This window comes from Mycolicibacterium duvalii, from assembly GCF_010726645.1.
Classification (GTDB): Bacteria; Actinomycetota; Actinomycetes; order Mycobacteriales; family Mycobacteriaceae; genus Mycobacterium; species Mycobacterium duvalii.
Genome location: NZ_AP022563.1, coordinates 2,750,291 through 2,768,994, shown reverse-complemented (window position 1 = coordinate 2,768,994; position 18,704 = coordinate 2,750,291). Strand labels below are relative to the sequence as shown.

20 protein-coding genes are annotated in these 18,704 nt (G+C 68.6%); 1 reads left to right on the top strand and 19 read right to left on the bottom strand.

Annotated features, from left to right (window positions below; all coding sequences use genetic code 11):
* Positions 1-16: 16 nt before the first annotated feature.
* The 11 genes from nuoI to G6N31_RS12965 all read right to left on the bottom strand — a co-directional run bounded on the left by nuoI (position 17) and on the right by G6N31_RS12965 (position 10,354).
* Positions 17-541 (bottom strand): NADH-quinone oxidoreductase subunit NuoI, encoded by a 525-nt coding sequence (gene nuoI / locus G6N31_RS13015; RefSeq protein ID WP_098002975.1) that lies wholly within the window; start codon positions 539-541, stop codon positions 17-19.
* Positions 534-1,757 carry an NADH-quinone oxidoreductase subunit NuoH gene (gene nuoH / locus G6N31_RS13010; RefSeq protein WP_098002929.1) on the bottom strand — a complete coding sequence of 408 codons (1,224 nt, stop codon included), beginning with the start codon at positions 1,755-1,757 and terminating at the stop codon, positions 534-536. The genes nuoI and nuoH overlap by 8 nt, the downstream gene beginning before the upstream one ends.
* The gene (locus tag G6N31_RS13005) at positions 1,757-4,099 is read right to left on the bottom strand and encodes an NADH-quinone oxidoreductase subunit G (protein WP_234815251.1); all 2,343 of its coding nucleotides are present in this window, start codon (positions 4,097-4,099) and stop codon (positions 1,757-1,759) included. Before G6N31_RS13005 ends, nuoH begins: the two co-directional genes overlap by 1 nt.
* A 77-nt stretch (positions 4,100-4,176) precedes the next feature.
* On the bottom strand, positions 4,177-5,529 hold the full coding sequence (gene nuoF / locus G6N31_RS13000; protein WP_098002927.1) for an NADH-quinone oxidoreductase subunit NuoF: 1,353 nt from the start codon (positions 5,527-5,529) through the stop codon (positions 4,177-4,179).
* The gene (gene nuoE / locus G6N31_RS12995) at positions 5,526-6,395 is read right to left on the bottom strand and encodes an NADH-quinone oxidoreductase subunit NuoE (RefSeq protein ID WP_098002926.1); all 870 of its coding nucleotides are present in this window, start codon (positions 6,393-6,395) and stop codon (positions 5,526-5,528) included. Before nuoE ends, nuoF begins: the two co-directional genes overlap by 4 nt.
* Positions 6,392-7,729 carry an NADH dehydrogenase (quinone) subunit D gene (nuoD, locus tag G6N31_RS12990; RefSeq protein WP_098002925.1) on the bottom strand — a complete coding sequence of 446 codons (1,338 nt, stop codon included), beginning with the start codon at positions 7,727-7,729 and terminating at the stop codon, positions 6,392-6,394. The genes nuoE and nuoD overlap by 4 nt, the downstream gene beginning before the upstream one ends.
* Positions 7,729-8,352: an NADH-quinone oxidoreductase subunit C gene (locus tag G6N31_RS12985; protein ID WP_234815255.1), complete on the bottom strand. Its 624-nt coding sequence runs from the start codon at positions 8,350-8,352 to the stop codon at positions 7,729-7,731. Before G6N31_RS12985 ends, nuoD begins: the two co-directional genes overlap by 1 nt.
* A gap of 56 nt (positions 8,353-8,408) precedes the next feature.
* Positions 8,409-8,963 (bottom strand): NuoB/complex I 20 kDa subunit family protein, encoded by a 555-nt coding sequence (locus G6N31_RS12980; protein ID WP_098002923.1) that lies wholly within the window; start codon positions 8,961-8,963, stop codon positions 8,409-8,411.
* A complete protein-coding gene (locus G6N31_RS12975) occupies positions 8,954-9,328 on the bottom strand; it encodes an NADH-quinone oxidoreductase subunit A (protein WP_098002922.1) in 375 nt (124 codons plus the stop codon). Before G6N31_RS12975 ends, G6N31_RS12980 begins: the two co-directional genes overlap by 10 nt.
* 168 nt (positions 9,329-9,496) lie before the next feature.
* Positions 9,497-9,907 carry an Rv3143 family two-component system response regulator gene (locus G6N31_RS12970; protein ID WP_179964305.1) on the bottom strand — a complete coding sequence of 137 codons (411 nt, stop codon included), beginning with the start codon at positions 9,905-9,907 and terminating at the stop codon, positions 9,497-9,499.
* Positions 9,908-9,955: 48 nt separating this feature from the next.
* Positions 9,956-10,354 carry a nuclear transport factor 2 family protein gene (locus G6N31_RS12965; protein WP_098002921.1) on the bottom strand — a complete coding sequence of 133 codons (399 nt, stop codon included), beginning with the start codon at positions 10,352-10,354 and terminating at the stop codon, positions 9,956-9,958.
* A gap of 41 nt (positions 10,355-10,395) precedes the next feature.
* Between G6N31_RS12965 and G6N31_RS12960 the strand changes: the two genes are divergently transcribed.
* Positions 10,396-11,025 carry a class I SAM-dependent methyltransferase gene (locus G6N31_RS12960; RefSeq protein WP_098002920.1) on the top strand — a complete coding sequence of 210 codons (630 nt, stop codon included), beginning with the start codon at positions 10,396-10,398 and terminating at the stop codon, positions 11,023-11,025.
* Positions 11,026-11,028: 3 nt separating this feature from the next.
* On the opposite strand, the gene G6N31_RS27235 is transcribed toward G6N31_RS12960, so the two are convergent.
* From G6N31_RS27235 to G6N31_RS12920, 8 genes are read right to left on the bottom strand one after another with little or no spacing between them, the layout of a single operon-like run.
* Entirely contained in the window at positions 11,029-11,361 is a 333-nt protein-coding gene (locus tag G6N31_RS27235; RefSeq protein ID WP_098002919.1) for a DUF6285 domain-containing protein, read from the bottom strand.
* Positions 11,358-12,314 (bottom strand): phosphotransferase family protein, encoded by a 957-nt coding sequence (locus G6N31_RS12950; protein ID WP_420090464.1) that lies wholly within the window; start codon positions 12,312-12,314, stop codon positions 11,358-11,360. The genes G6N31_RS27235 and G6N31_RS12950 overlap by 4 nt, the downstream gene beginning before the upstream one ends.
* Positions 12,315-12,346: 32 nt before the next feature.
* On the bottom strand, positions 12,347-13,585 hold the full coding sequence (locus G6N31_RS12945) for an acyl-CoA dehydrogenase family protein (RefSeq protein WP_098002918.1): 1,239 nt from the start codon (positions 13,583-13,585) through the stop codon (positions 12,347-12,349).
* 21 nt (positions 13,586-13,606) lie between these two features.
* Positions 13,607-14,227 carry a TetR/AcrR family transcriptional regulator gene (locus G6N31_RS12940; RefSeq protein ID WP_098002917.1) on the bottom strand — a complete coding sequence of 207 codons (621 nt, stop codon included), beginning with the start codon at positions 14,225-14,227 and terminating at the stop codon, positions 13,607-13,609.
* Between the two features lie 2 nt (positions 14,228-14,229).
* Entirely contained in the window at positions 14,230-15,135 is a 906-nt protein-coding gene (locus G6N31_RS12935; protein WP_098002916.1) for a hydroxymethylglutaryl-CoA lyase, read from the bottom strand.
* Positions 15,132-16,340 (bottom strand): CaiB/BaiF CoA transferase family protein, encoded by a 1,209-nt coding sequence (locus G6N31_RS12930; protein WP_098002915.1) that lies wholly within the window; start codon positions 16,338-16,340, stop codon positions 15,132-15,134. The genes G6N31_RS12935 and G6N31_RS12930 overlap by 4 nt, the downstream gene beginning before the upstream one ends.
* Complete coding sequence (locus G6N31_RS12925) at positions 16,337-17,530, bottom strand: alpha/beta hydrolase (RefSeq protein WP_098002914.1); 1,194 nt, start codon at positions 17,528-17,530, stop codon at positions 16,337-16,339. The genes G6N31_RS12930 and G6N31_RS12925 overlap by 4 nt, the downstream gene beginning before the upstream one ends.
* A complete protein-coding gene (locus tag G6N31_RS12920; protein ID WP_098002913.1) occupies positions 17,527-18,645 on the bottom strand; it encodes a homogentisate 1,2-dioxygenase in 1,119 nt (372 codons plus the stop codon). Before G6N31_RS12920 ends, G6N31_RS12925 begins: the two co-directional genes overlap by 4 nt.
* Positions 18,646-18,704: the final 59 nt, after the last annotated feature.

Here is an 18,704-nt window from a genome sequence, read left to right as displayed (position 1 = left end):
CGCCTCCCGTGCGACGTCACCGAGCGTCCTCCGAGATGGGAGCGATGTTGCCGAGGTAGTAGTCCTCGTCGGTGCTGCCCGGGGCCATCGGGTGCGGCGGCGCCTGCATGCCGGGCGCGAGCGGGGCCAGCAGCTTGTCCTTGCCGTAGATCAGGTCGGCGCGGTTGTCGTCGGCCATCTCGTAGTCGTTGGTCATGGTCAGCGCGCGGGTCGGACAGGCCTCGATACACAGCCCGCAGCCGATGCAGCGCAGATAGTTGATCTGGTACACCCGTCCGTAGCGTTCGCCGGGTGAGTAGCGTTCGGCTTCGGTGTTGTCGGCGCCCTCGACGTAGATCGCGTCGGCCGGGCACGCCCACGCGCACAACTCGCAGCCGATGCACTTCTCCAGACCGTCGGGGTACCGGTTGAGTTGGTGCCGGCCGTGATAGCGCCGCGCCACCGGGCCCGGTTTCTCCGGGTACTGCTCGGTGACCGGCTTCTTGAACATCGAACCGAACGTCACACCGAACCCGGCGATCGCGTCGAGGAACCTAGGCATCTGCACGCTCCTTCACGGGGAGAGGCGGCACCGGGAAGGCGCCGGAATCGGGCGGCGGGGGAGACGTGCGGCGTCGCCGGTCACGCCGGACGCGCCGGCCCGCCAACAGGGTGGCCGCGATCGCCGCGACGGTGCCGAGGCCGACCAGCCCCACCGCCCACCTGCTCGCGTCCTCGTCGACGAGGACCCGCAGGGCGGCCACGACCATGATCCAGCCCAGCGACACCGGGATCAGCAACTTCCAGCCCATCGCCATGAACTGGTCGTACCGCAGGCGCGGCAGCGTCGCGCGCAGCCACATGAAGAAGAACAGGAACAGCCAGACCTTGGCGGTGAACCACAGCAGCGGCCACCAGCCGCTGTTGGCGCCGTCGATCATGCTCACCGGCCACGGCGCCTGCCAGCCGCCGAGGAACATCGTGGTCGCCAGCGCCGACACGGTGGTCATGTTGACGTATTCGGCGAGCATGAACATCGCGAACTTCAGCGACGAGTACTCGGTGTGGAATCCGCCGACGAGCTCGCCCTCGGCTTCGGGCAGGTCGAACGGCGCCCGGTTGGTCTCGCCGACCATCGACACCAGGTACACCAGAAAGGATGGCAGCAGCACCAGCACGAACCAGCTGTTCGACTGTGAGGCAACGATTCCCGACGTCGACATGGTGCCGGAGAAGATGAACACCGCGACGAACGACAGGCCCATCGCGATCTCGTAGCTGACCACCTGCGCGGTGGATCGCAGTCCGCCCAGCAGCGGATACACCGACCCCGACGCCCAGCCGGCCAGTACGATCCCGTACACGCCGATCGACGTCACCGCCAGGATGTAGAGCACCGCGACCGGCAGGTCGGTGAGCTGCAGCGCGGTCGGGTGCCCGAACACCGACACCTCGCCACCCAGCGGGATGACGGCGAAGGCCATGAACGCCGGGATTACCGAGATGACCGGCGCGGCGAGGTAGATCCACCGGTCCACCCCGGCCGGGACCAGTCCTTCTTTCAGCGCGAGTTTGACCCCGTCGGCCAGTGACTGCAGCAGGCCCCGCGGGCCGACGCGGTTGGGCCCCAACCGCAACTGCATGCGGCCGAGGATTTTTCGCTCGATCAGGATGGCCGCCAGCACGGTCAGCACCAGGAACGCGAACACGCCCAGCGCTTTGGCCAGAATCAGCCACCAGGGGTCGTGACCGAACAGGGTCGGGTCGGGGTAGGTCATCAGCGTGGCCGTCCGATCGCGACGACTGCACCGGTTGTCACGCCCAGGGTTGCGTGCACGGTGCTGTCGCGGGAGTTCAGCGGCAACCACACCACGCGATCGACCATGCCGGTGATCTCGAGCGGGACGGTGATCGCGCCGTGCTCGGTGCTGACCGTGACCCGATCACCGTGGCCGACTCCGATCTCGGCGGCGGTGGCCGGTGACAGCCGAGCCACCGGCGGGCGGGCCGTGCCCGCCAGGTGGGGTTCGCCGTCCTGCAGCCGTCCGTTGTCGAGCAGCATCCGCCATCCGGCCAGGACCGCCTGACCGGGGCCGGGCTCGGGGCCGGGTGACGACGATGCCGGCACCGGCGCACGGTCGCCGGCCCAGACGCCGAGGCGGGCCCGTTCCTCGGCTGCTGCGGCGGGGGTGGGCAGGCCGAGGTCGACACCGATCTCGTCGGCCAGGAAATTCAGCACCCGCAGATCCGGGACGGCGTTGGTGTGCAGCGAGGGCTCGAACGGCCGAATCCGCCCCTCCCAGTTGACGTACGAGCCGGCTTTCTCCACGGCCGGGGCGACCGGGAAGACCACGTCCGCGCGGGCGGTGACCGCGCTCTCCCGCAGCTCGAGGCTGACGAGGAACGGCACCGCCTCCAGCGCAGCCAGGGCACCGGCCGGGTCGGTCAGGTCGGCGGGCTCGACGCCGCCGACCAGCAGCGCGCCCAGCGCACCGGCGCGTGCCGCCGCGAGGATCGCCTGCCCGTCCCGCCCGGGTGTGCCGGGCAGGCCGTCGACATACCAGCCCGCGGCGACCTGCGCACGGGCGCGCGCGTCGTCGACCGGGTGGCCGCCGGGGAGCAGGTTCGGCAGCGCTCCGGCCTCGACCGCGCCGCGGTCTCCGGCGCGCCGCGGCACCCAGGCCAGCCGCGCGCCGGTGCTCTCCGAGAGGCGCACCGCCGCGGCGAAGGCGCCCGGCGAAGCGGCCAGCCGCTCCCCGAGCAGGATCACCGCTCCGGGCATGCCGAGCAGTTCGTGACCGGTCAGTCCGTCGAGCACGTCGGCTTCGCGGCCCGGCACCGCCGGGTGGAGCTGGGCGGAGAGCTTCTCGGCGCCCCGGCTCGACAGCGCGGCGGCGGCCATCACCCGCAGACCGTGGCGACGGACCGCCTTGCGCAGCCGCAGGAACACGATCGGTGACTCGTCCTCGGGCTCCAGACCGGCCAGCAGCACGGCGGGGGCGTGCTCCAGATCGGCATAGGTCACGGTCATCGGCCGGCCGGCGACATGCCCGGCGAGGAAGGCGGCCTCCTCGGCGCTGTGCGCGCGAGCGCGGAAGTCGATGTCGTTGGTGCCGAGCACGATTCGGGTGAACTTCGCGTATGCGTAGGCATCTTCGGCGGTCATTCGTCCGCCGACCAGCACACCGGCGCGGCCCTTCGCCGCCGCGAGGCCCGCAGCCGCCACCGTCAGGGCCTCCGACCACGACGCGGGCCGCAACCCGCCGTCGGCGTCGCGCAGCAGTGGGGTGGTGATGCGGTCGCCGACCGTGGCATAGGTAAATGCCCACCGGCCCTTGTCGCAGTTCCACTCCTCGTTGACCTCGGGGTCGTCGCCGGCCAGGCGCCGCAACACAGCGCCGCGCCGGTGGTCGGTGCGCTGCGCGCACCCCGATGCGCAGTGTTCGCACACGCTGGGGCTCGATACCAGATCGAACGGCCGGGCCCGGAATCGGTACGCGGCGCCGGTCAGCGCCCCGACCGGACAGATCTGCACCGTGTTGCCGGAGAAATAGGACTGGAACGGTTCTCCCACAGCGATTCCGACCTGTTGCAGCGCACCGCGTTCGAGCAGATCGATGAAGCGGTCGCCGGCGATCTGATCGGAGAAGCGGGTGCAGCGTGCGCACAGCACGCAACGCTCCCGGTCGAGCAGGACCTGCGACGAGATGTTGATCGGCTTCGGGAACGTCCGCTTCTGGTCGGTGAACCGGGTCTCGGCCCGGCCATGCGACATCGCCTGGTTCTGCAGCGGACACTCGCCGCCCTTGTCGCAGACCGGGCAGTCGAGCGGATGGTTGATCAGCAGCAATTCCATCACGCCCTGCTGGGCCTTGTCGGCCGCGGCCGACGTCAACTGGGTGCGCACCACCATGTCCGCGGTGACGGTGGTGGTGCACGATGCCAGCGGTTTGCGCTGGCCCTCGACCTCGACCAGACACTGCCGGCAGGCGCCGACCGGGTCGAGCAGCGGATGGTCGCAGAACCGGGGGATCTGAATCCCGATCAGTTCAGCCGCCCGGATCACCAGCGTGCCCTTGGGCACCTCCAGCTGCTGGTCGTCGATGGTCAGCGACACCATTTCTTCTTGCCGAGCAGACGCCAAATCCCGCGAATTCCCCTCTTTCTGGGGGCTTTCGCGTCTGCTCGCGAAGGAGGTCATCGACGCGCTCCTTCCGGGGCCGCCAGCATCGAGGCGTACGGGTCGAACGGGCAGCCGCCCGCCAGGTGCGCTTCGTACTCGGGGCGAAAGTACTTCAGCGAGCTCATGATCGGGCTGGCTGCGCCGTCGCCGAGCGCACAGAACGACTTGCCGAAGATGTTGTCGGAGATGTCGAGGAGCTTGTCGAGATCGGCCTCGGTGCCGGCCCCGTTCTCGAGCCGCTCGTAGATCTGGGCCAGCCAGTAGGTGCCCTCCCGGCACGGCGTGCACTTCCCGCACGATTCGTGGGCGTAGAACTGCGTCCACCGGCGCACGGCGCGCACCACACAGGTCGTGTCATCGAAGATCTGTAGCGCCTTGGTACCCAGCATCGAACCGACTCCGGCCATCCCCTCGTAGTCCAGTGGCACGTCGAGGTGCTCGTCGGTCAGCAGCGGCGTCGACGAGCCGCCGGGGGTCCAGAACTTCAGCGAATGCCCCGCGCGCACTCCGCCGGCGTAATCGAGCAACTCGCGCAACGTGATTCCCAGCGGCGCCTCGTACTGACCGGGCGTGGTGACGTGCCCGGACAGCGAATACAGCGTGAAGCCGGGCGACTTCTCCGAACCCATCGAGCGGAACCAGTCCACGCCGTTGAGCAGAATCGGCGGCACGCTGGCTATCGACTCGACGTTGTTGACCACCGTCGGGCACGCATACAGACCGGCGATCGCCGGAAACGGCGGGCGCAGCCGGGGCTGACCGCGCCGGCCCTCCAGCGAATCGAGCAGCGCGGTCTCCTCGCCGCAGATGTAGGCGCCGGCGCCGGCGTGCACGATCAGCTCCAGGTCGAAGCCGGACCCGTGGATGTCACGGCCGAGATGGCCCGCCCGGTAGGCCTCGGCGACCGCGGCCTGCAACCGGCGCAACACCGGCACCACCTCGCCGCGCAGATAGATGAACGCGTGGTGGGCCCGGATGGCGTACGCCGCGATGATCGCGCCTTCGACCAGAAAGTGCGGTGTGGTCAGCAGCAGCGGAATGTCCTTGCACGTTCCGGGTTCTGACTCGTCGGCGTTGATCACGAGGTAGTGCGGCTTGGCCGCCGCGCCCGTGTCACCCTGTGCCGTCTGGTCGCTCCGCGGGCTGCGCTGCTGCGGGATGAACGACCACTTCGTGCCGGTCGGGAAGCCGGCGCCGCCGCGGCCGCGCAGGCCTGAGTCCTTCACCGTCGCGATGACGTCGTCGGGACTCATCGCCAAGGCCCGCTCCAGCGCCTGATAGCCACCGTGGCGGCGGTAGGTGTCCATCGACCACGGCTGCGGTTCGTCCCAGAACCGGCTGAGCACGGGGGTCAGGGCCGTCGTCATGAATCCGCTGCTTCCGGGTCGGTTTCGGGTGTGGCCGGTTGCGCGGGCACGTCGGCCGACGGTGCCGGCGCCGGCTGGTTCCGCACCGCGTCGGCGGCCTCGGCACGTTCGTGGCCGGGTTCGGCCACTGCATTGTCGGTCGGGGTCGCGCCGGGCTCCGGTGCGGACATCGCGTGCTCGCGGGCATACCGCAGCCCGGCCAGTGTGGCGGTGCCGACCGGCGCGTCACCGCCGTCGGAATCACCGAGCCCGGCAAGGAGTCTCGCGGTTTCCCGGAACCGGCACAGCGCCGTACTGCGTGACGGCGTCGGCGGCCGGCCGGACCGCAGCGCGTCGACGAGATCACGTGCCGACGACGGGGTCTGGTTGTCGAAGAACTCCCAGTTGACCATCACCACGGGGGCGTAGTCGCAGGCGGCGTTGCACTCCACATGCTCGAGGGTGACGGTGCCGTCGGCGGTGGTCTGCCCGGCCGGGATGTCGAGGTGTTGTTCGAGGGCGTCGAGGATCGCGTCACCGCCCATCACCGCGCACAGCGTGTTGGTGCACACGCCCACGAGATAGTCGCCTGTCGGCGTCCGCCGGTACATCGAATAGAAGGTGGCCACCGCGGTCACTTCGGCATCGGTGAGCCCCAACTGTCGTGCGCAGAAACCGATTCCGGCCGGTGTCAGACAGCCGTCCTCGGCTTGCACCAGATGGAGCAGCGGCAGCAGTGCCGACCGGGCTTGCGGGTAGCGCGCGACGATCACCGCCGCGTCGGCGTCCAGGCGCGCAGTGACATCGGCCGGGTACTGCGACGGGCCGTGGATCGGGGGACCGGGTTCGTCGGGTCGTTGCCCGAGCTCGAGGAAGATGCCCGTCACCTGTCCACCCCGCCCATGACCGGGTCGATCGACGCGACCGCGGCGATCGCATCGGCCACCATGGCGCCTTCGCACATCGCGGCCACCGCCTGCAGATTGGTGAACGACGGGTCGCGGTAGTGCACCCGGTAGGGCCGGGTGCCGCCGTCGGACACCATGTGCACACCCAGTTCCCCGCGTGGTGACTCGACGGCGACGTAGACCTGACCGGCGGGCACCCGGATCCCCTCGGTTACCAGCTTGAAGTGGTGGATCAGTCCCTCCATCGAGTGGCCCATGATCTTGGCGATGTGCTTCGGGGAGTTGCCCAGCCCGTCGGGACCCACTTCCAGGTCGGCCGGCCACGCGAGCTTCTTGTCGGTGATCATCACGGGCTCACCGGCCGATCTTTCGAGCCGTTGCACACACTGCTCGACGATCTTGATCGACTCCCGCATCTCTTTGACGCGAATCAGGTAGCGGCCGTAGGAATCACAGCGGTCGTCGGTGACGACGTCGAAGTCGTAGGTTTCGTAGCCGCAGTACGGCTGCGCCTTGCGCAGGTCGTGGGGGAGCCCGGTGGAACGCAGTACCGGCCCCGTCACACCGAGCGCCATGCACCCGGTCAGGTCCAGATATCCGACATCCTGGGTGCGGGCCTTCCAGATGTAGTTCTCGTTGAGCAGATCCTCCATGTCGCTCAGGCGCGTCGGCAGCAGGTCGAGCAGCTCGTGCAGCTCCGGAAGAGCCTCGTCGGGGAGATCTGCCGCGACCCCTCCCGGCCGGATGTAGGCATGGTTCATCCGCAGCCCGGTGATGGTCTCGAACACCGACAGGATGAGCTCGCGCTCGCGGAAGCCGAGGAACATCGCCGTCATCGCGCCGAGTTCCATCCCGCCGGTGGCCAGCGCGACCAGGTGGCTGGAGATCCGGTTGAGCTCCATCAACAGCACCCGGATCACCGACGCGCGTTCCGGGATCGCGTCGGTCACATCGAGCAGCTTCTCGACGCCGAGGCAGTACACCGTCTCGTTGAAAAACGGTGACAGGTAATCCATTCGCGTGACGAAGGTGACACCTTGGGTCCAGGTGCGGTACTCGAGGTTCTTCTCGATCCCGGTGTGCAGGTAGCCGATTCCGCAACGGGCCTCGACGATGGTCTCGCCTTCGATCTCCAGGATCAGCCGCAGCACACCGTGGGTGGACGGATGTTGCGGGCCCATGTTCACCACGATGCGTTCCCCGGCGTGCTCGGCGGCGTTCTGCCGGGCCGCGGTGACGACCTGGTCCCAGTCCTGGCCGCCGACGACGACCACACGATCGGTGGGACCGGGAACGCTCTGCGATGTCGTCATCAGTGGTAGGACCTCCGCTGGTCGGGCGGCGGCACCTCGGCGCCGTGATACTCCACCGGGATCCCGCCCAGCGGGTAGTCCTTGCGCTGGGGATGGCCGATCCAGTCGTCAGGCATCTCGATGCGCGTCAGGGCCGGGTGGCCGTCGAAGACGATGCCGAAGAAGTCGTAGGTCTCCCGCTCGTGCCAGTCCGTCGTCGGATAGACGCCGAACAGCGACGGAATGTGCGGGTCGGCGTCGGGCGCGGTGGCCTCGATACGGAGGCGACGATTGTGGGTGATCGACATCAGCGGATACACCGCGTGCAGTTCCCGCCCGCTGTCGTCGGGATAGTGCACGCCGCTGACGCCCAGACATAGTTCGAATCGCAGGTCCGCATGGTCGCGCAGGGTCTGCGCGACCACTCGCAGGTGTTCGCGGCGGGTTTCGAGCGTCAGCTCGTCGCGGTAGACGACGACCGCCTCGATCGCCTCGCCGAAGCGATCGCCGAGGGCGGCGGCCAACGTGTCGACGACCTCGTCGAAATAGCCGCCGTACGGGCGCGGCGAACCGCCCGGCAGCACCACCGGCCGCACCAACCGCCCGTAGCCCGAGGTGTCCCCGCTGTCCTGGGCGCCGAACATGCCGCGGCGCACACCGATGACCTCCGGGCGGCCCCCGCCCTCGCTGTCGCCGGAGCTCACCTCAGCAGCCCCCGGAGTTCGATCGTCGGCGGCAAGGCCAGCGCGGCCTGCTCAGCCGCGCGGATGGCTTCCTCGCGGTTGACTCCGAGCGGCATCTGCGCAATCTTGTCGTGCAGCTTCAGGATCGCGTGCAACAGCATCTCCGGGCGGGGCGGACAGCCCGGCAGGTAGATGTCGACGGGCACCACGTGGTCCACGCCCTGCACGACCGCGTAGTTGTTGAACATGCCGCCCGACGACGCGCACACCCCCATCGCGAGAACCCACTTCGGTTCGGCCATCTGGTCGTAGATCTGCCGCAACACCGGCGCCATCTTCTGGCTGACCCGCCCGGCGACGATCATCAGGTCGGCTTGTCGGGGAGTCGCCGAGAACCGCTCCATCCCGAACCGGGAGATGTCGAAACGTGGCCCGGCGGTGGCCATCATCTCGATCGCGCAGCAGGCCAGGCCGAACGTCGCCGGCCACAGTGACCCTTTCCGGACGTAGCCTGCGACCTTCTCCACCGTCGACAGCAGGATGCCGCCGGGCAACCGCTCCTCTAATCCCACGCCATGCCTCCCCGTCGCCATTCGTACGCGTACGCCACCGAGACGTTGAACAGGAACAGCGCCACCGCGATCACGCCGAACGCCCCGAGCTCGTCGAACGCGACGGCCCACGGGTAGAGGAAGACGATCTCGATGTCGAAGATGATGAACAGCATCGCCGTCAGGTAGTACTTGATCGGAAAGCGCTGCCCGGTCGCGGCCGCCGCCGGATCCGAGGCATCCATCGGCTCGATGCCGCACTCGTAGGCCTCGAGCTTGGCGTGGTTGTAGCGTCGGGGCCCGATCAGCAGGGCGATGCCGACCGACCCCACGGCGAACACGGCAGCAATCGCGCCAAGCACCAGTATCGGCGTGTACAGATTCATACGGCGCTGGCGCTCCTCGGGGTCAGTCGATGTGAGCTGCCACACAGCCTAGACCCGTTTGCGACACAAGCCACACATTTTGGTTAGTATCGCTACTGGCGTCGCGCGGCGATCCCTCCTTGCCGCGAACAGGGAACGGCCACAGGTGTTTTGGCCGAAATCGCCACGCTAGGCCGCGGCGCGCAGCACGGACACCACAGCCTCACCGAGGCGGATCGGGTCGATCGGGTGCGGCACTGCGGCCTCCGCGCGCGACCACCGGGCCAGCCAGGCGTCGTCGGGTCGTCCGGTCAGCACCAGCACCGGCGGACAGTCGGTGATCTCGTCCTTGAGCTGTTTGGCGATGCCCATGCCGCCGACCGGGCTGGCCTCTCCGTCGAGGATCACCAGATCGAAGCCGCCCGCGTCCATCTGCTGTATCACCATCGGGCCGGTCGCGACGTCGTGGTAGCTCAGCTCGGGCAGCTCGGGATGAATTCGTTTGCCCAGAGCGAGTCGCACCTGTTCGCGGGTCCTCGGATTGTCGCTGTACACCAGGATCCGCAACGTCGACGGGGGCATCGAGGCGGACTCAGCCATGACCGCGATGCTATCCGTGCTGTCGGGTCCCGTCCCGGAAATACGACGTCAGGCCGGTTGGTCGAGCAACGGCGCAATCTCTGCCGGGTCGAAGTACTCGTCGACCCGGGTGATCCGCCCGTCGGCACCGATCTTGATCACGATGCAGACGCGGATCGCGAGCGCTTCGCCGGTCGGCGCGGTCGCGTGCAGGAGGTGTTGCTGTACGAAGCCTCCGGGGAACAACTGGCGGTCCAGCACCTGGTAGCGGCGATCCACGGTCGAGGTGATGAACCAGTCGAGGATCCTGACCGAGCGGGCGTGGTCGTTGTCGCGGCGATCGCCGGTCTTGCGCACCGCGATGTCCGGGGCGAACAGCCGCGCCACCGTCGCGATGTCGCCACCCTCGATGGCCGCGAAAAGCGCGTCACCGATGGCGGCGACGCGGTCCGGATCGATCACACACATCGGGTTGACCTCAACTTCTGTTCAGGTTGCATGCTGCGGACATGGATCAAACGCCCACCCTGTCCAATTTCGACGACTTCTACAAGAACCGGACCCCGCCCTGGGTGATCGGCGAGCCGCAGCCCGCCATCGTCGAGCTGGAACGCGCCGGCCTGATCAGCGGACGCGTCCTCGATGTGGGCTGCGGCACCGGCGAGCACACCATCCTGCTCGCCCGTCGCGGCTACGACGTCGTCGGTGTCGACGGTGCACCGGAAGCCGTGGCCCAGGCGCGGCGCAACGCGGCGCAGCAGGGAGTCGACGCGCGGTTCGAGGTCGGCGACGCGCTGAACCTCGGTGCGCACCCCACCTACGACACCGTCGTCGACAGCGCGCTGTTCCACATCTTCGCCGATGACGACCGGGCGCGTTACGTGACCGGCCTGCACCGCGCGACCACCCCCGGCTCCGTCGTGCACGTGCTGGCGTTGTCGGACGCCGGTCGGGGCTTCGGCCCACAGGTCGGCGAGCGAACCCTGCGTGCTGCCTTCGGGCAGGGCTGGGATCTCGAGTCCCTGACGACGACGACCTACCGGGGCGTGGTCACCGAGATCCATGCCGCCGATCTGGGCCTGGCGGTCGGTACGCGCGTCGACGAACCGGCCTGGCTGGCCCGGGTGCGCCGGAGCTGACGGTCACCGACTGTCGTCGTAGCCGGGGTGGTCGTGCGACAGCCGGTGACGTACCAGGACCCGCAGGCAGGCGATGACATCCTCGCCGCGCTCGTCGAGCTGTCCGGCCCGGATCGCCGCGGCCAACGAGTCCTCGTCGGTGTAGCCGAGATCCTGCAGCGCCGCCTCGGCCGATGCCGCAGTGGTGTCGCGCAGTTCGCGCTCCACGATGCGCAGCACGTTGGCGGCCACTCGGGCATGAAATCCGACCTGGCCTGTGGTGGCAGCGCGGACGTCGCCGTCGAGGAAGTCGGCGACCGCGGCGACGAGCTCGGCCGCGGTGGGGCGGTTCGTCATCGCGGCCCGGCTCCTTCGAGCAGATCCAGCAGGTCCCATTCGGTTTCGCTGACGCGCCGGCCGATCGCCGCCAACTCGACCGACCGATTCTCGCCGGACAGGTGACGCTCGGCCTGGTGCCGGCAGATCACCCCCCACCGCAGCGTGGCCACGGTCAGCCACCAGCGGAACGCGTCGCGGTCGACCTGGGCGCCCGCTGCGTCCTCGTAGGCCCGCAGGAACGACTCGACGCTGCCCAACCCGCCGGCGCCCATGGTCTCGGGGGCCCCGAACCGCCACGCGCGGATGCAGAACCAGGCGAGGTCTTCGTAGATCTCGCCGAGGTGGGTCAACTCCCAGTCCAGCACGGCGGCCAGCCCGGACTCGTCGACGATCAGGTTGCCCATCCGGAAGTCGCCGTGCACCAACCGCATCGGCGACGGATCGGGGCGCAGCTGTTCGAGTCGGCGGAAGGTCCACTCGAATGTGGCTGTGGTGTCGCCCATCTCGTCGAGCCGGTGGCGCCAGCCGGCGAGTTCGTCGGGGGCGGTCAGGCCGGCACCGTCGGCGTCGGCGCGGTGAATCGCCGCCAGTGCCTGCGCGCACTGCGCCAACAGCCGGGCGCGACCGGCGTCGTCAAGGGTCCGAAAGATACGCCGCACGATCGTCTCGCCGGGCACCGCATCGCAGATCAGATACGGATTGCCCAGCGCTGCAGCAGAATTGTCCGCAGCCAGGATGTTCGGAACCGGAGCGCCCGCCGCGGCGGCGCGCTGCTGCACCCGGGCTTCGAGCTCCATGCTGGCGTGCAACTCGTCGCGCTCACCGGTTCGCAGGATCAGCGCCCGGCCGTTCGCCACGAACGCCCACGTGGTGCGGCTGGCGCCGCCGGTCAGCCGTTGCAGGTCGTCGATGGTCACCTCACCCAGGACGGGATGCAGTATGCCTTCGAGTGCGTTCGCCAGCTCAGTCACTGTTGCCCTCTGCTCTTCGCGCGAGCGCTCAGTCACTTGCGCCCGAACCCGAACAGCCGCTGCGCCACCCGCCTGATCTGGATCTCCTCGGCGCCCTCGGTGATTCGGTAGCGGCGGTGGTGGCGGTAGATGTGCTCGAACGGTTCGTGGCGGCTGTAGCCGACACCGCCGAACACCTGCATCGCGCGGTCGGCGGCCTCGCACACCAGGCGGTTGGCCCGGTAGTTGGCCATCGACACCTTGTCCGACACCTCCATGTGATGGTTGCGGTCCAGTTCCGACGCCGCGTAGCGCACCAGCAGGCGCACCATCTGGGCTTCGGTCTGCAGCTCGACCAGTGGCCATTGCACGGCCTGGTGGGTCGACAGCGGCTTGCCGAACACCTTGCGCTCGTTGGCGTAGGCGACGGCGCGGTCGATGCAGTACTGCGCGGCGCCCAGACTGCTGGCAGCCTGTCGGATCCTGTTCTCGTGCAGGAAGGTCTGCCCTACCTCCAGGCCGCGGTCCAACTCACCGAGCACAGCGTCCGACGGGACGCGGACGTTGTCCAACAGCACCTCGCCGTGGTCGGTCGGCATGTTGAAGGTCCACCAGTAGTACGGTACCGAGAAGCCGGGTGCATCGGTCGGCACCAGGAACGCGGTGATACCACGCGCCTGGCCGGCCTCCCCGGAGGTCCGCGCGAACACCAGGTCGTGAGTGGCCCGGTGCACTCCGGTGTTGAACCGCTTGGCCCCGTTGATGATCCACTCGTCGCCATCCTGCACCGCCGTGGTCTCCAACCAGGTCGCGTCGGACCCGTGGTTCGGCTCGGTCAGGCCGAACGCCATCGACCGCTTCCCGGTGATCAGCGCGTCGGTCCACTCCTGCTTCTGTTGCTCGGTGCCGAACCTATCCATCATGATGACCTGCGGGAAGTTGCCGACGATCGACGACTCGTCCTGCAGGTCGTTGTGCAGCCCGAGGCCCTTGGCCGCCAGATGTTCGCGGATCACCGCCATGTCGAGGTTGCTGCCGTCGCGGCCGCCGAACCGGGACGGCAGTCCGTAGCGCAGCCAGCCCGCGGCGTCGGCACGCCGGCGCATCTCGTCGAGCAACTCCTCCCATTCCCGCCGCGGGACACCGCCGTTGTCCCAATCGGTCCGCGCATGCTCGCGGCGGTGATCGAAGTACTGGATGTGTTCGCGCTCCAGCGGCTTGATCTCGGCCTCGATGAACGCGTCCATGTCGTCCAGCAATGTCGAAAGGTGTTCGGGAAGGGCGAAATCCACTCTGATTCTCCTTGTCCTCGGTCAGTGCCCGTACAGCGTCTTCTTCCAGATCTGCGACAGCGTGGCGATCGCGTCCTCGTCGCCGATCTCGAAGCCGAGTCCGGAGGTTCCCACGAAGACGGTGGTGAAGTTCTCGAACAGCAGGGCGATCGCAGCGGCGGTGTACTCGGGATGCAGATCGGTGCCGTACCCCTGCTCCTGCGCGCGGCGCACCGACGCCGCCACCATGTCCACCCCGAAGCGGCGGAATTCGTTCTGAACGGCGGCGAACCGGGGCTGGGTCGCCGCCAACTGCGCCACGGCGATCATGATGCCGATGTTCTGCTTGAACATCGTCCAGTAGCCGGTCACGACTGTGGTGAAGAACGCGTCGTCGTCCGGTGACTCCGGCATCCGCACGCTCAAGCCCGACGGTTCCACCACGTCGCGCAGAAATGACTGCGCGAGTGCGGCGAGCAGGTCCTCCTTGTCGGTGAAGTAGCGGTAGAACACCGCGGGCGATTTGCCCGCCGCCGAGGTGATGTCGCCGAGGGTGGTGCCGTGGAACCCGCGCTCGGCGAAGAGCTTGCGGGCCGCGGTCTCGATCGCCAGGCGCGTCTGGCGGCCCTTGGCGCTCAATGCTTCGGCGGGTCCGGGAGACATGCCTATCCCGGTATCCGGTCACCGGCTCGCAACAGCGCGCCGGGCAGGTCGTGGCCGACCGCCTGCTGCGCGACGCGCGCCGCGGCGATCGCCGCTTCGAGATCGACGTCGACGCCGATCCCGCTGTCGCGCAACAGGTAGACCAGGTCCTCGGTGGCGATGTTGCCGCTGGCTCCCGGCGCGAACGGGCACCCGCCGAGCCCGCCCACCGATGCGTCGAGGCGCGTGACACCGGCGCTGACCGCGGCGTAGGCGCTGGCCAGCCCGGCTCCGCGGGTGTTGTGGAAGTGCGCGCCCAGCGGTGCGGGGCCGATCTCGGGGCGCACCGCTTCGATCAGGTCGGTCACCCGGCGCGGGGTGGCGGTGCCGATGGTGTCGGCGAGCGCCAGGCGGTCGACCCCGGCGTCGGTCGCCGCGGCGACGATGTCGAGGACTCGGCGGACCGGCGTCGGACCGTCGAAGGGGCAGTCCCACGCCGTCGCCACGATCACCTCGACGGTCGTACCGCTGCCGTGGGCGATTCCGACGATGTCCGAAATCTGGGCGGTGGCCTCCGCCGAGGTGCGGCCGACGTTGGCCCGGCTGTGGCCGTCGGCCGCCGAGACGACGTATTCGATGGAACGCAGCCCGGCCGCGATCGCGCGTTTGGCACCGTTCGGGCTGGCCACCAGGGCCGAGAATTCGATGTCGCCGAAGCGGTGCAGCTCGGCGGCCAGGTCGGGCGCGTCGGCGAGCGCAGGCACCTTCGACGGCGAAACGAACGCCGTCGCCTCCATTTCCCGTACCCCGGTGGCGGCGACGGCAGCCAGTAGCTCCAGCTTCGCCGACAACGGGATCGGCGCCTCGATCTGCAGACCGTCCCGCATGGAGACGTCTCGAATGGTGACGTGGCTGGGCAGATCGGTCATATCACCCCTTCGCCGTGCAGATGAGTCAGTTCGTCACCGCTGCGGCCGAGCAGCCCGCCGAAGACCTCGTCGTTGTGCTGGCCCGGCCGTGAGGGGCCGGCGTTACGGATGGTCCCCGGTGTCTCCGACAGCACCGGAACCACCCCGGGCCCCTTGACATTTCGGCCGATCCGGTCGTCCCAGTGATCGGCGATCATGCCGCGAGCCTGCAGTTGCGGGTCGGTGACCACCTCGGCGACGGTGTTGATCGGGCCGCTGATCACGCCGGCGTCGGACAGCGTGGCGATGATGTCGGTGGGTTGGCGCTGCGCCGCCCAGTCCCCGATGATCTTGTCCAGCTCGTCCTGGTTCCGGCCGCGCGCAACGTGATTGACGAAGCGCTCGTCGGTGGCCAGCTCCGGCTGTCCCATCGCCTGACACAGCCGGCGGAACACCGTGTCCTGATTGGCGGCGATCACGACCCAGCTGCCGTCGGCGCTGCGGTAGATGTTCGACGGGGCGATGCCCTCCAGGCGGGTGCCCGACGGGCCGCGCACGACACCGCCGACGTCATAGTCCGGGATGGTGGATTCCTGTACCGCCAAACATGATTCGGTGAGCGCGGCATCGACGACCTGACCGTCTCCGGTGACGGTGCGGCGGTACAACGCGGCCAGCGCGCCCTGCGCGGCGAACATGCCGGCCAGGCTGTCACCGAGCGACAGCGCCAGCCGCGGCGGGGGACCTCCGGGGAAGCCGTTCATGTGGCGCAGGCCGCTGGCCGCCTCGGCGACCGACGCGTAACCGGCCTTGTGCGCGTCCGGTCCCGTCTGCCCGTATCCGGAGACCCGCACCAAAATGATGCCGCGGTTGCGGGCACGCAGCACGTCATAGCCCAGGCCCCACTTCTCCAGCGTGCCGGGCCGGAAGTTCTCCACGATGATGTCGCTGTGCTCCACGAGGTCGAGGAACAGGTCGCGCCCCTCGGGCACGCGCAGGTTCAGCGTCACCGCCTTCTTGTTGCGGGCGTGCACCGTCCAGAAGAAATGGTGGCCGTCGAGTTCGGCCTGCCCCCACGTCCGTAGCGGGTCGGGGGCACCGGGCGGTTCGATCTTGATGACCTCGGCGCCCATGTCGCCGAGCAGCCGACCGGCATAGGGTCCGGAGATCAAGGTGCCGACCTCGATCACCCGGATGCCGTCGAGCGGTCCGGTCGGGTGTGTCACCGCGGGCCCGCGAACTGGTGGCGCTGCAACCAATCGGTCACTATCCCCACCGCCTCGCGCAGCTGCTCGCGCTGGTCGGGTCCGGCGTAGTAGTGGTTCGCCCCGGTGATCTCGTACATCTCCTTGTCCGGGTGTCCGATCGCCTCGAAAATCCGGCGGGTATGGCTGGGTGTGCACGCGTCGTCGGCCAGATTACCGATCACCAGCGCCGGCACTGCGATATCGGGCCCGCAGGTGACCGCGTCGCCGTGTGCGTCGTCGTAGCTCCACTGGGACAGCCAGCTGCGCAGGGTGCAGAACCGGGCCAGCCCGACGGGGCTCATGTTCACCACCTGCGGGTCACCGAGGTAGCAGGTGCCCGGCGTGCGCTCGTTCGGGTCGACGGCGGGGTCCAGCCAGCGGGGGTCGGCCATGGTGCCGTGCACGACGAAGGCGAACTCGTCATCGGGACGGCCCGCCGCTTTCAGCTCGGCGAGTTTGTCCTTGACCCAGGTGGTGATTCGCCGGTTGCGGGCGATCTGCGCGGCGCGGTAACGCTCGAGGAACTCGGCGGTATAGGGCGGCTGGTTCGGGTTGTCGGGGTCGTACAGGTCGAGTTCGGGGTCGCGCTTGGTCGGATCCGACTCGTCGAGGATCGACGCGTCCAGCCACTCGGTCATCGTGCCGTGCCGGCTGATGTGGGCGGCGAGCAGCATGATGCCGTCGGCGGGGATCAGGCCGAGCTTGGTCAGATCCGGTCCGTCGCCGGACGGGCTGGACGTGACGGTCGGGTGCTGGGCCTGCTGCTGGTAGAACGCCGACAGCGACCCGCCGCCGCTCCACCCGGCCAGCACCACCTTCTCGTAGCCGAGCCGATTCCTGGCGTCCTTGATGCACTCGCCGAGGTCTTCGACCACCTTCTCCATCAGCAGCGCCGAGTCGGTGCCCCGGAATCGGCTGTTGCAGTAGATGACGTGGTGCCCGGCGCGGGCGAGCGCGTTGATCATCGGCAGGTATGCGCCCCCGCCGATCGGGTGCATGAACACCAGCACGGTATCGGATTCGACGGTCTTGGGTCTGAGCAGATAGCTCTCCAGCACGACGAGTTCGGCGACCCCGCCGTACACATCGCGAACGCTCGAGTTGTTCTGATAGGCAACGAGATAGGGGATGCGGTCGTACTCGTACTTGACCGGAGCGGCGGCGGTCACGCGTGCTGGCCCAGGTCGTTGGCCAGGATCTCGGCCGACGGCACCAGCCGGCGACGGGTGTCGACGGCGATCACCTGCCAGTCCACCGACCGGTAGTCGTCGAACTTGCGGCGGGCGCGTTCGCGCGCCTTCTCAGGCGCCCCGTGGTGAATGCCCTGGGGCGCATGGGAGATCAGTCCGGGCGGCATCGGGATGCCGTAGAGGGATCCGCCGTGGAAGAACGCGATCTCGTCGTAGTCGACGTTGCGGTGGTACCACGGGGTGCGCTCGGTGCCCGGCACGCCCTCGGCGGGCTTGGGCAGGAAGTTCATGATGTACACGCCGGTGGCCTGCATGAACAGGTGCACCGTCGGCGGCAGGTGCACGCTGTCGGAGGTGACGACGTTGTAGTCGTCGATGTTGAAGGTGAACGCGAAGTTGTCGCCCCGCCAGCCCTCGACGTCGAGCGGATGATGTTCGTAGAACAGCGAAGTGGTGCCCACACCGTCGATCGGAGCATGGAACAACCGGACCTCGTAACCGCCCTCGTGCTGCGGACCCTCGCCGGTGCTCAGCGGCTGCGGATCGGGGATGACCGCCAGCGTGGGATCGAAGGGGAAGTGCCGGCCGAGATAGCCGGCCGGCGGTACCCGGAACTCGTCGGTGGCCTGGATCATCAGCCAGGTCGACGGCTCGTCGGGCACCTGACGCCAGGTGCACGCCTTGGGGAGGTACACCCAGTCGCCCCTGCGGTAGCGCAGCGGGCCGAATTCGGTCTCCAGCAGGCCGGAACCTTCATGCACGAACGACAGCAGATCGCCGTCGACGTAGCGCGCGAAGAACGGCATCGCCTCGGCCCGGCGCGACAGCAGCACCTGGCAGTCCGCATTGGAGAACATCAGCAGGGGAGCGCCGTTCGCGTCGGTCGCGTCGGACGGTTTCAGCTCGCTGGACAGCACGTCGCGAGGGCGCAGCGGTCCCTTCGCTCGGAATGCGGTCGGGTCCTCGCGTCGGTACAGGTTGGCGGTTCGCCCGGTGAACCCGCCGCGGCCCAGTTCGTCGTCCTTCTGTCCTTCGAGGTCGGCGTGAGCCCGCCTGGGGGTCTTACCTTTTCGAAGATGAACGAACGACTCCATACCGCCTCCTCGTCGACCAAAAGTAAAACTGACTTTACTTTTGTTGGGTCTGTCGGTCA

Bases quoted from the DNA above. Each gene is read 5' to 3' on its own strand.
- nuoI (WP_098002975.1), bottom strand. From the start codon at position 541: ATGCCTAGGTTCCTCGACGCGATCGCCGGGTTCGGTGTGACGTTCGGT.
- nuoH (WP_098002929.1), bottom strand. From the start codon at position 1,757: ATGACCTACCCCGACCCGACCCTGTTCGGTCACGACCCCTGGTGGCTG.
- G6N31_RS13005 (WP_234815251.1), bottom strand. From the start codon at position 4,099: ATGGTGTCGCTGACCATCGACGACCAGCAGCTGGAGGTGCCCAAGGGC.
- nuoF (WP_098002927.1), bottom strand. From the start codon at position 5,529: ATGACGACGGCCCTGACCCCCGTGCTCAGCCGGTTCTGGGACGAACCG.
- nuoD (WP_098002925.1), bottom strand. From the start codon at position 7,729: ATGACGACATCGCAGAGCGTTCCCGGTCCCACCGATCGTGTGGTCGTC.
- G6N31_RS12985 (WP_234815255.1), bottom strand. From the start codon at position 8,352: ATGTTCGGCGCCCAGGACAGCGGGGACACCTCGGGCTACGGGCGGTTG.
- G6N31_RS12975 (WP_098002922.1), bottom strand. From the start codon at position 9,328: ATGAATCTGTACACGCCGATACTGGTGCTTGGCGCGATTGCTGCCGTG.
- G6N31_RS12970 (WP_179964305.1), bottom strand. From the start codon at position 9,907: ATGGCTGAGTCCGCCTCGATGCCCCCGTCGACGTTGCGGATCCTGGTG.
- G6N31_RS12965 (WP_098002921.1), bottom strand. From the start codon at position 10,354: ATGTGTGTGATCGATCCGGACCGCGTCGCCGCCATCGGTGACGCGCTT.
- G6N31_RS12960 (WP_098002920.1), top strand. From the start codon at position 10,396: ATGGATCAAACGCCCACCCTGTCCAATTTCGACGACTTCTACAAGAAC.
- G6N31_RS27235 (WP_098002919.1), bottom strand. From the start codon at position 11,361: ATGACGAACCGCCCCACCGCGGCCGAGCTCGTCGCCGCGGTCGCCGAC.
- G6N31_RS12940 (WP_098002917.1), bottom strand. From the start codon at position 14,227: ATGTCTCCCGGACCCGCCGAAGCATTGAGCGCCAAGGGCCGCCAGACG.
- G6N31_RS12935 (WP_098002916.1), bottom strand. From the start codon at position 15,135: ATGACCGATCTGCCCAGCCACGTCACCATTCGAGACGTCTCCATGCGG.
- G6N31_RS12920 (WP_098002913.1), bottom strand. From the start codon at position 18,645: ATGGAGTCGTTCGTTCATCTTCGAAAAGGTAAGACCCCCAGGCGGGCT.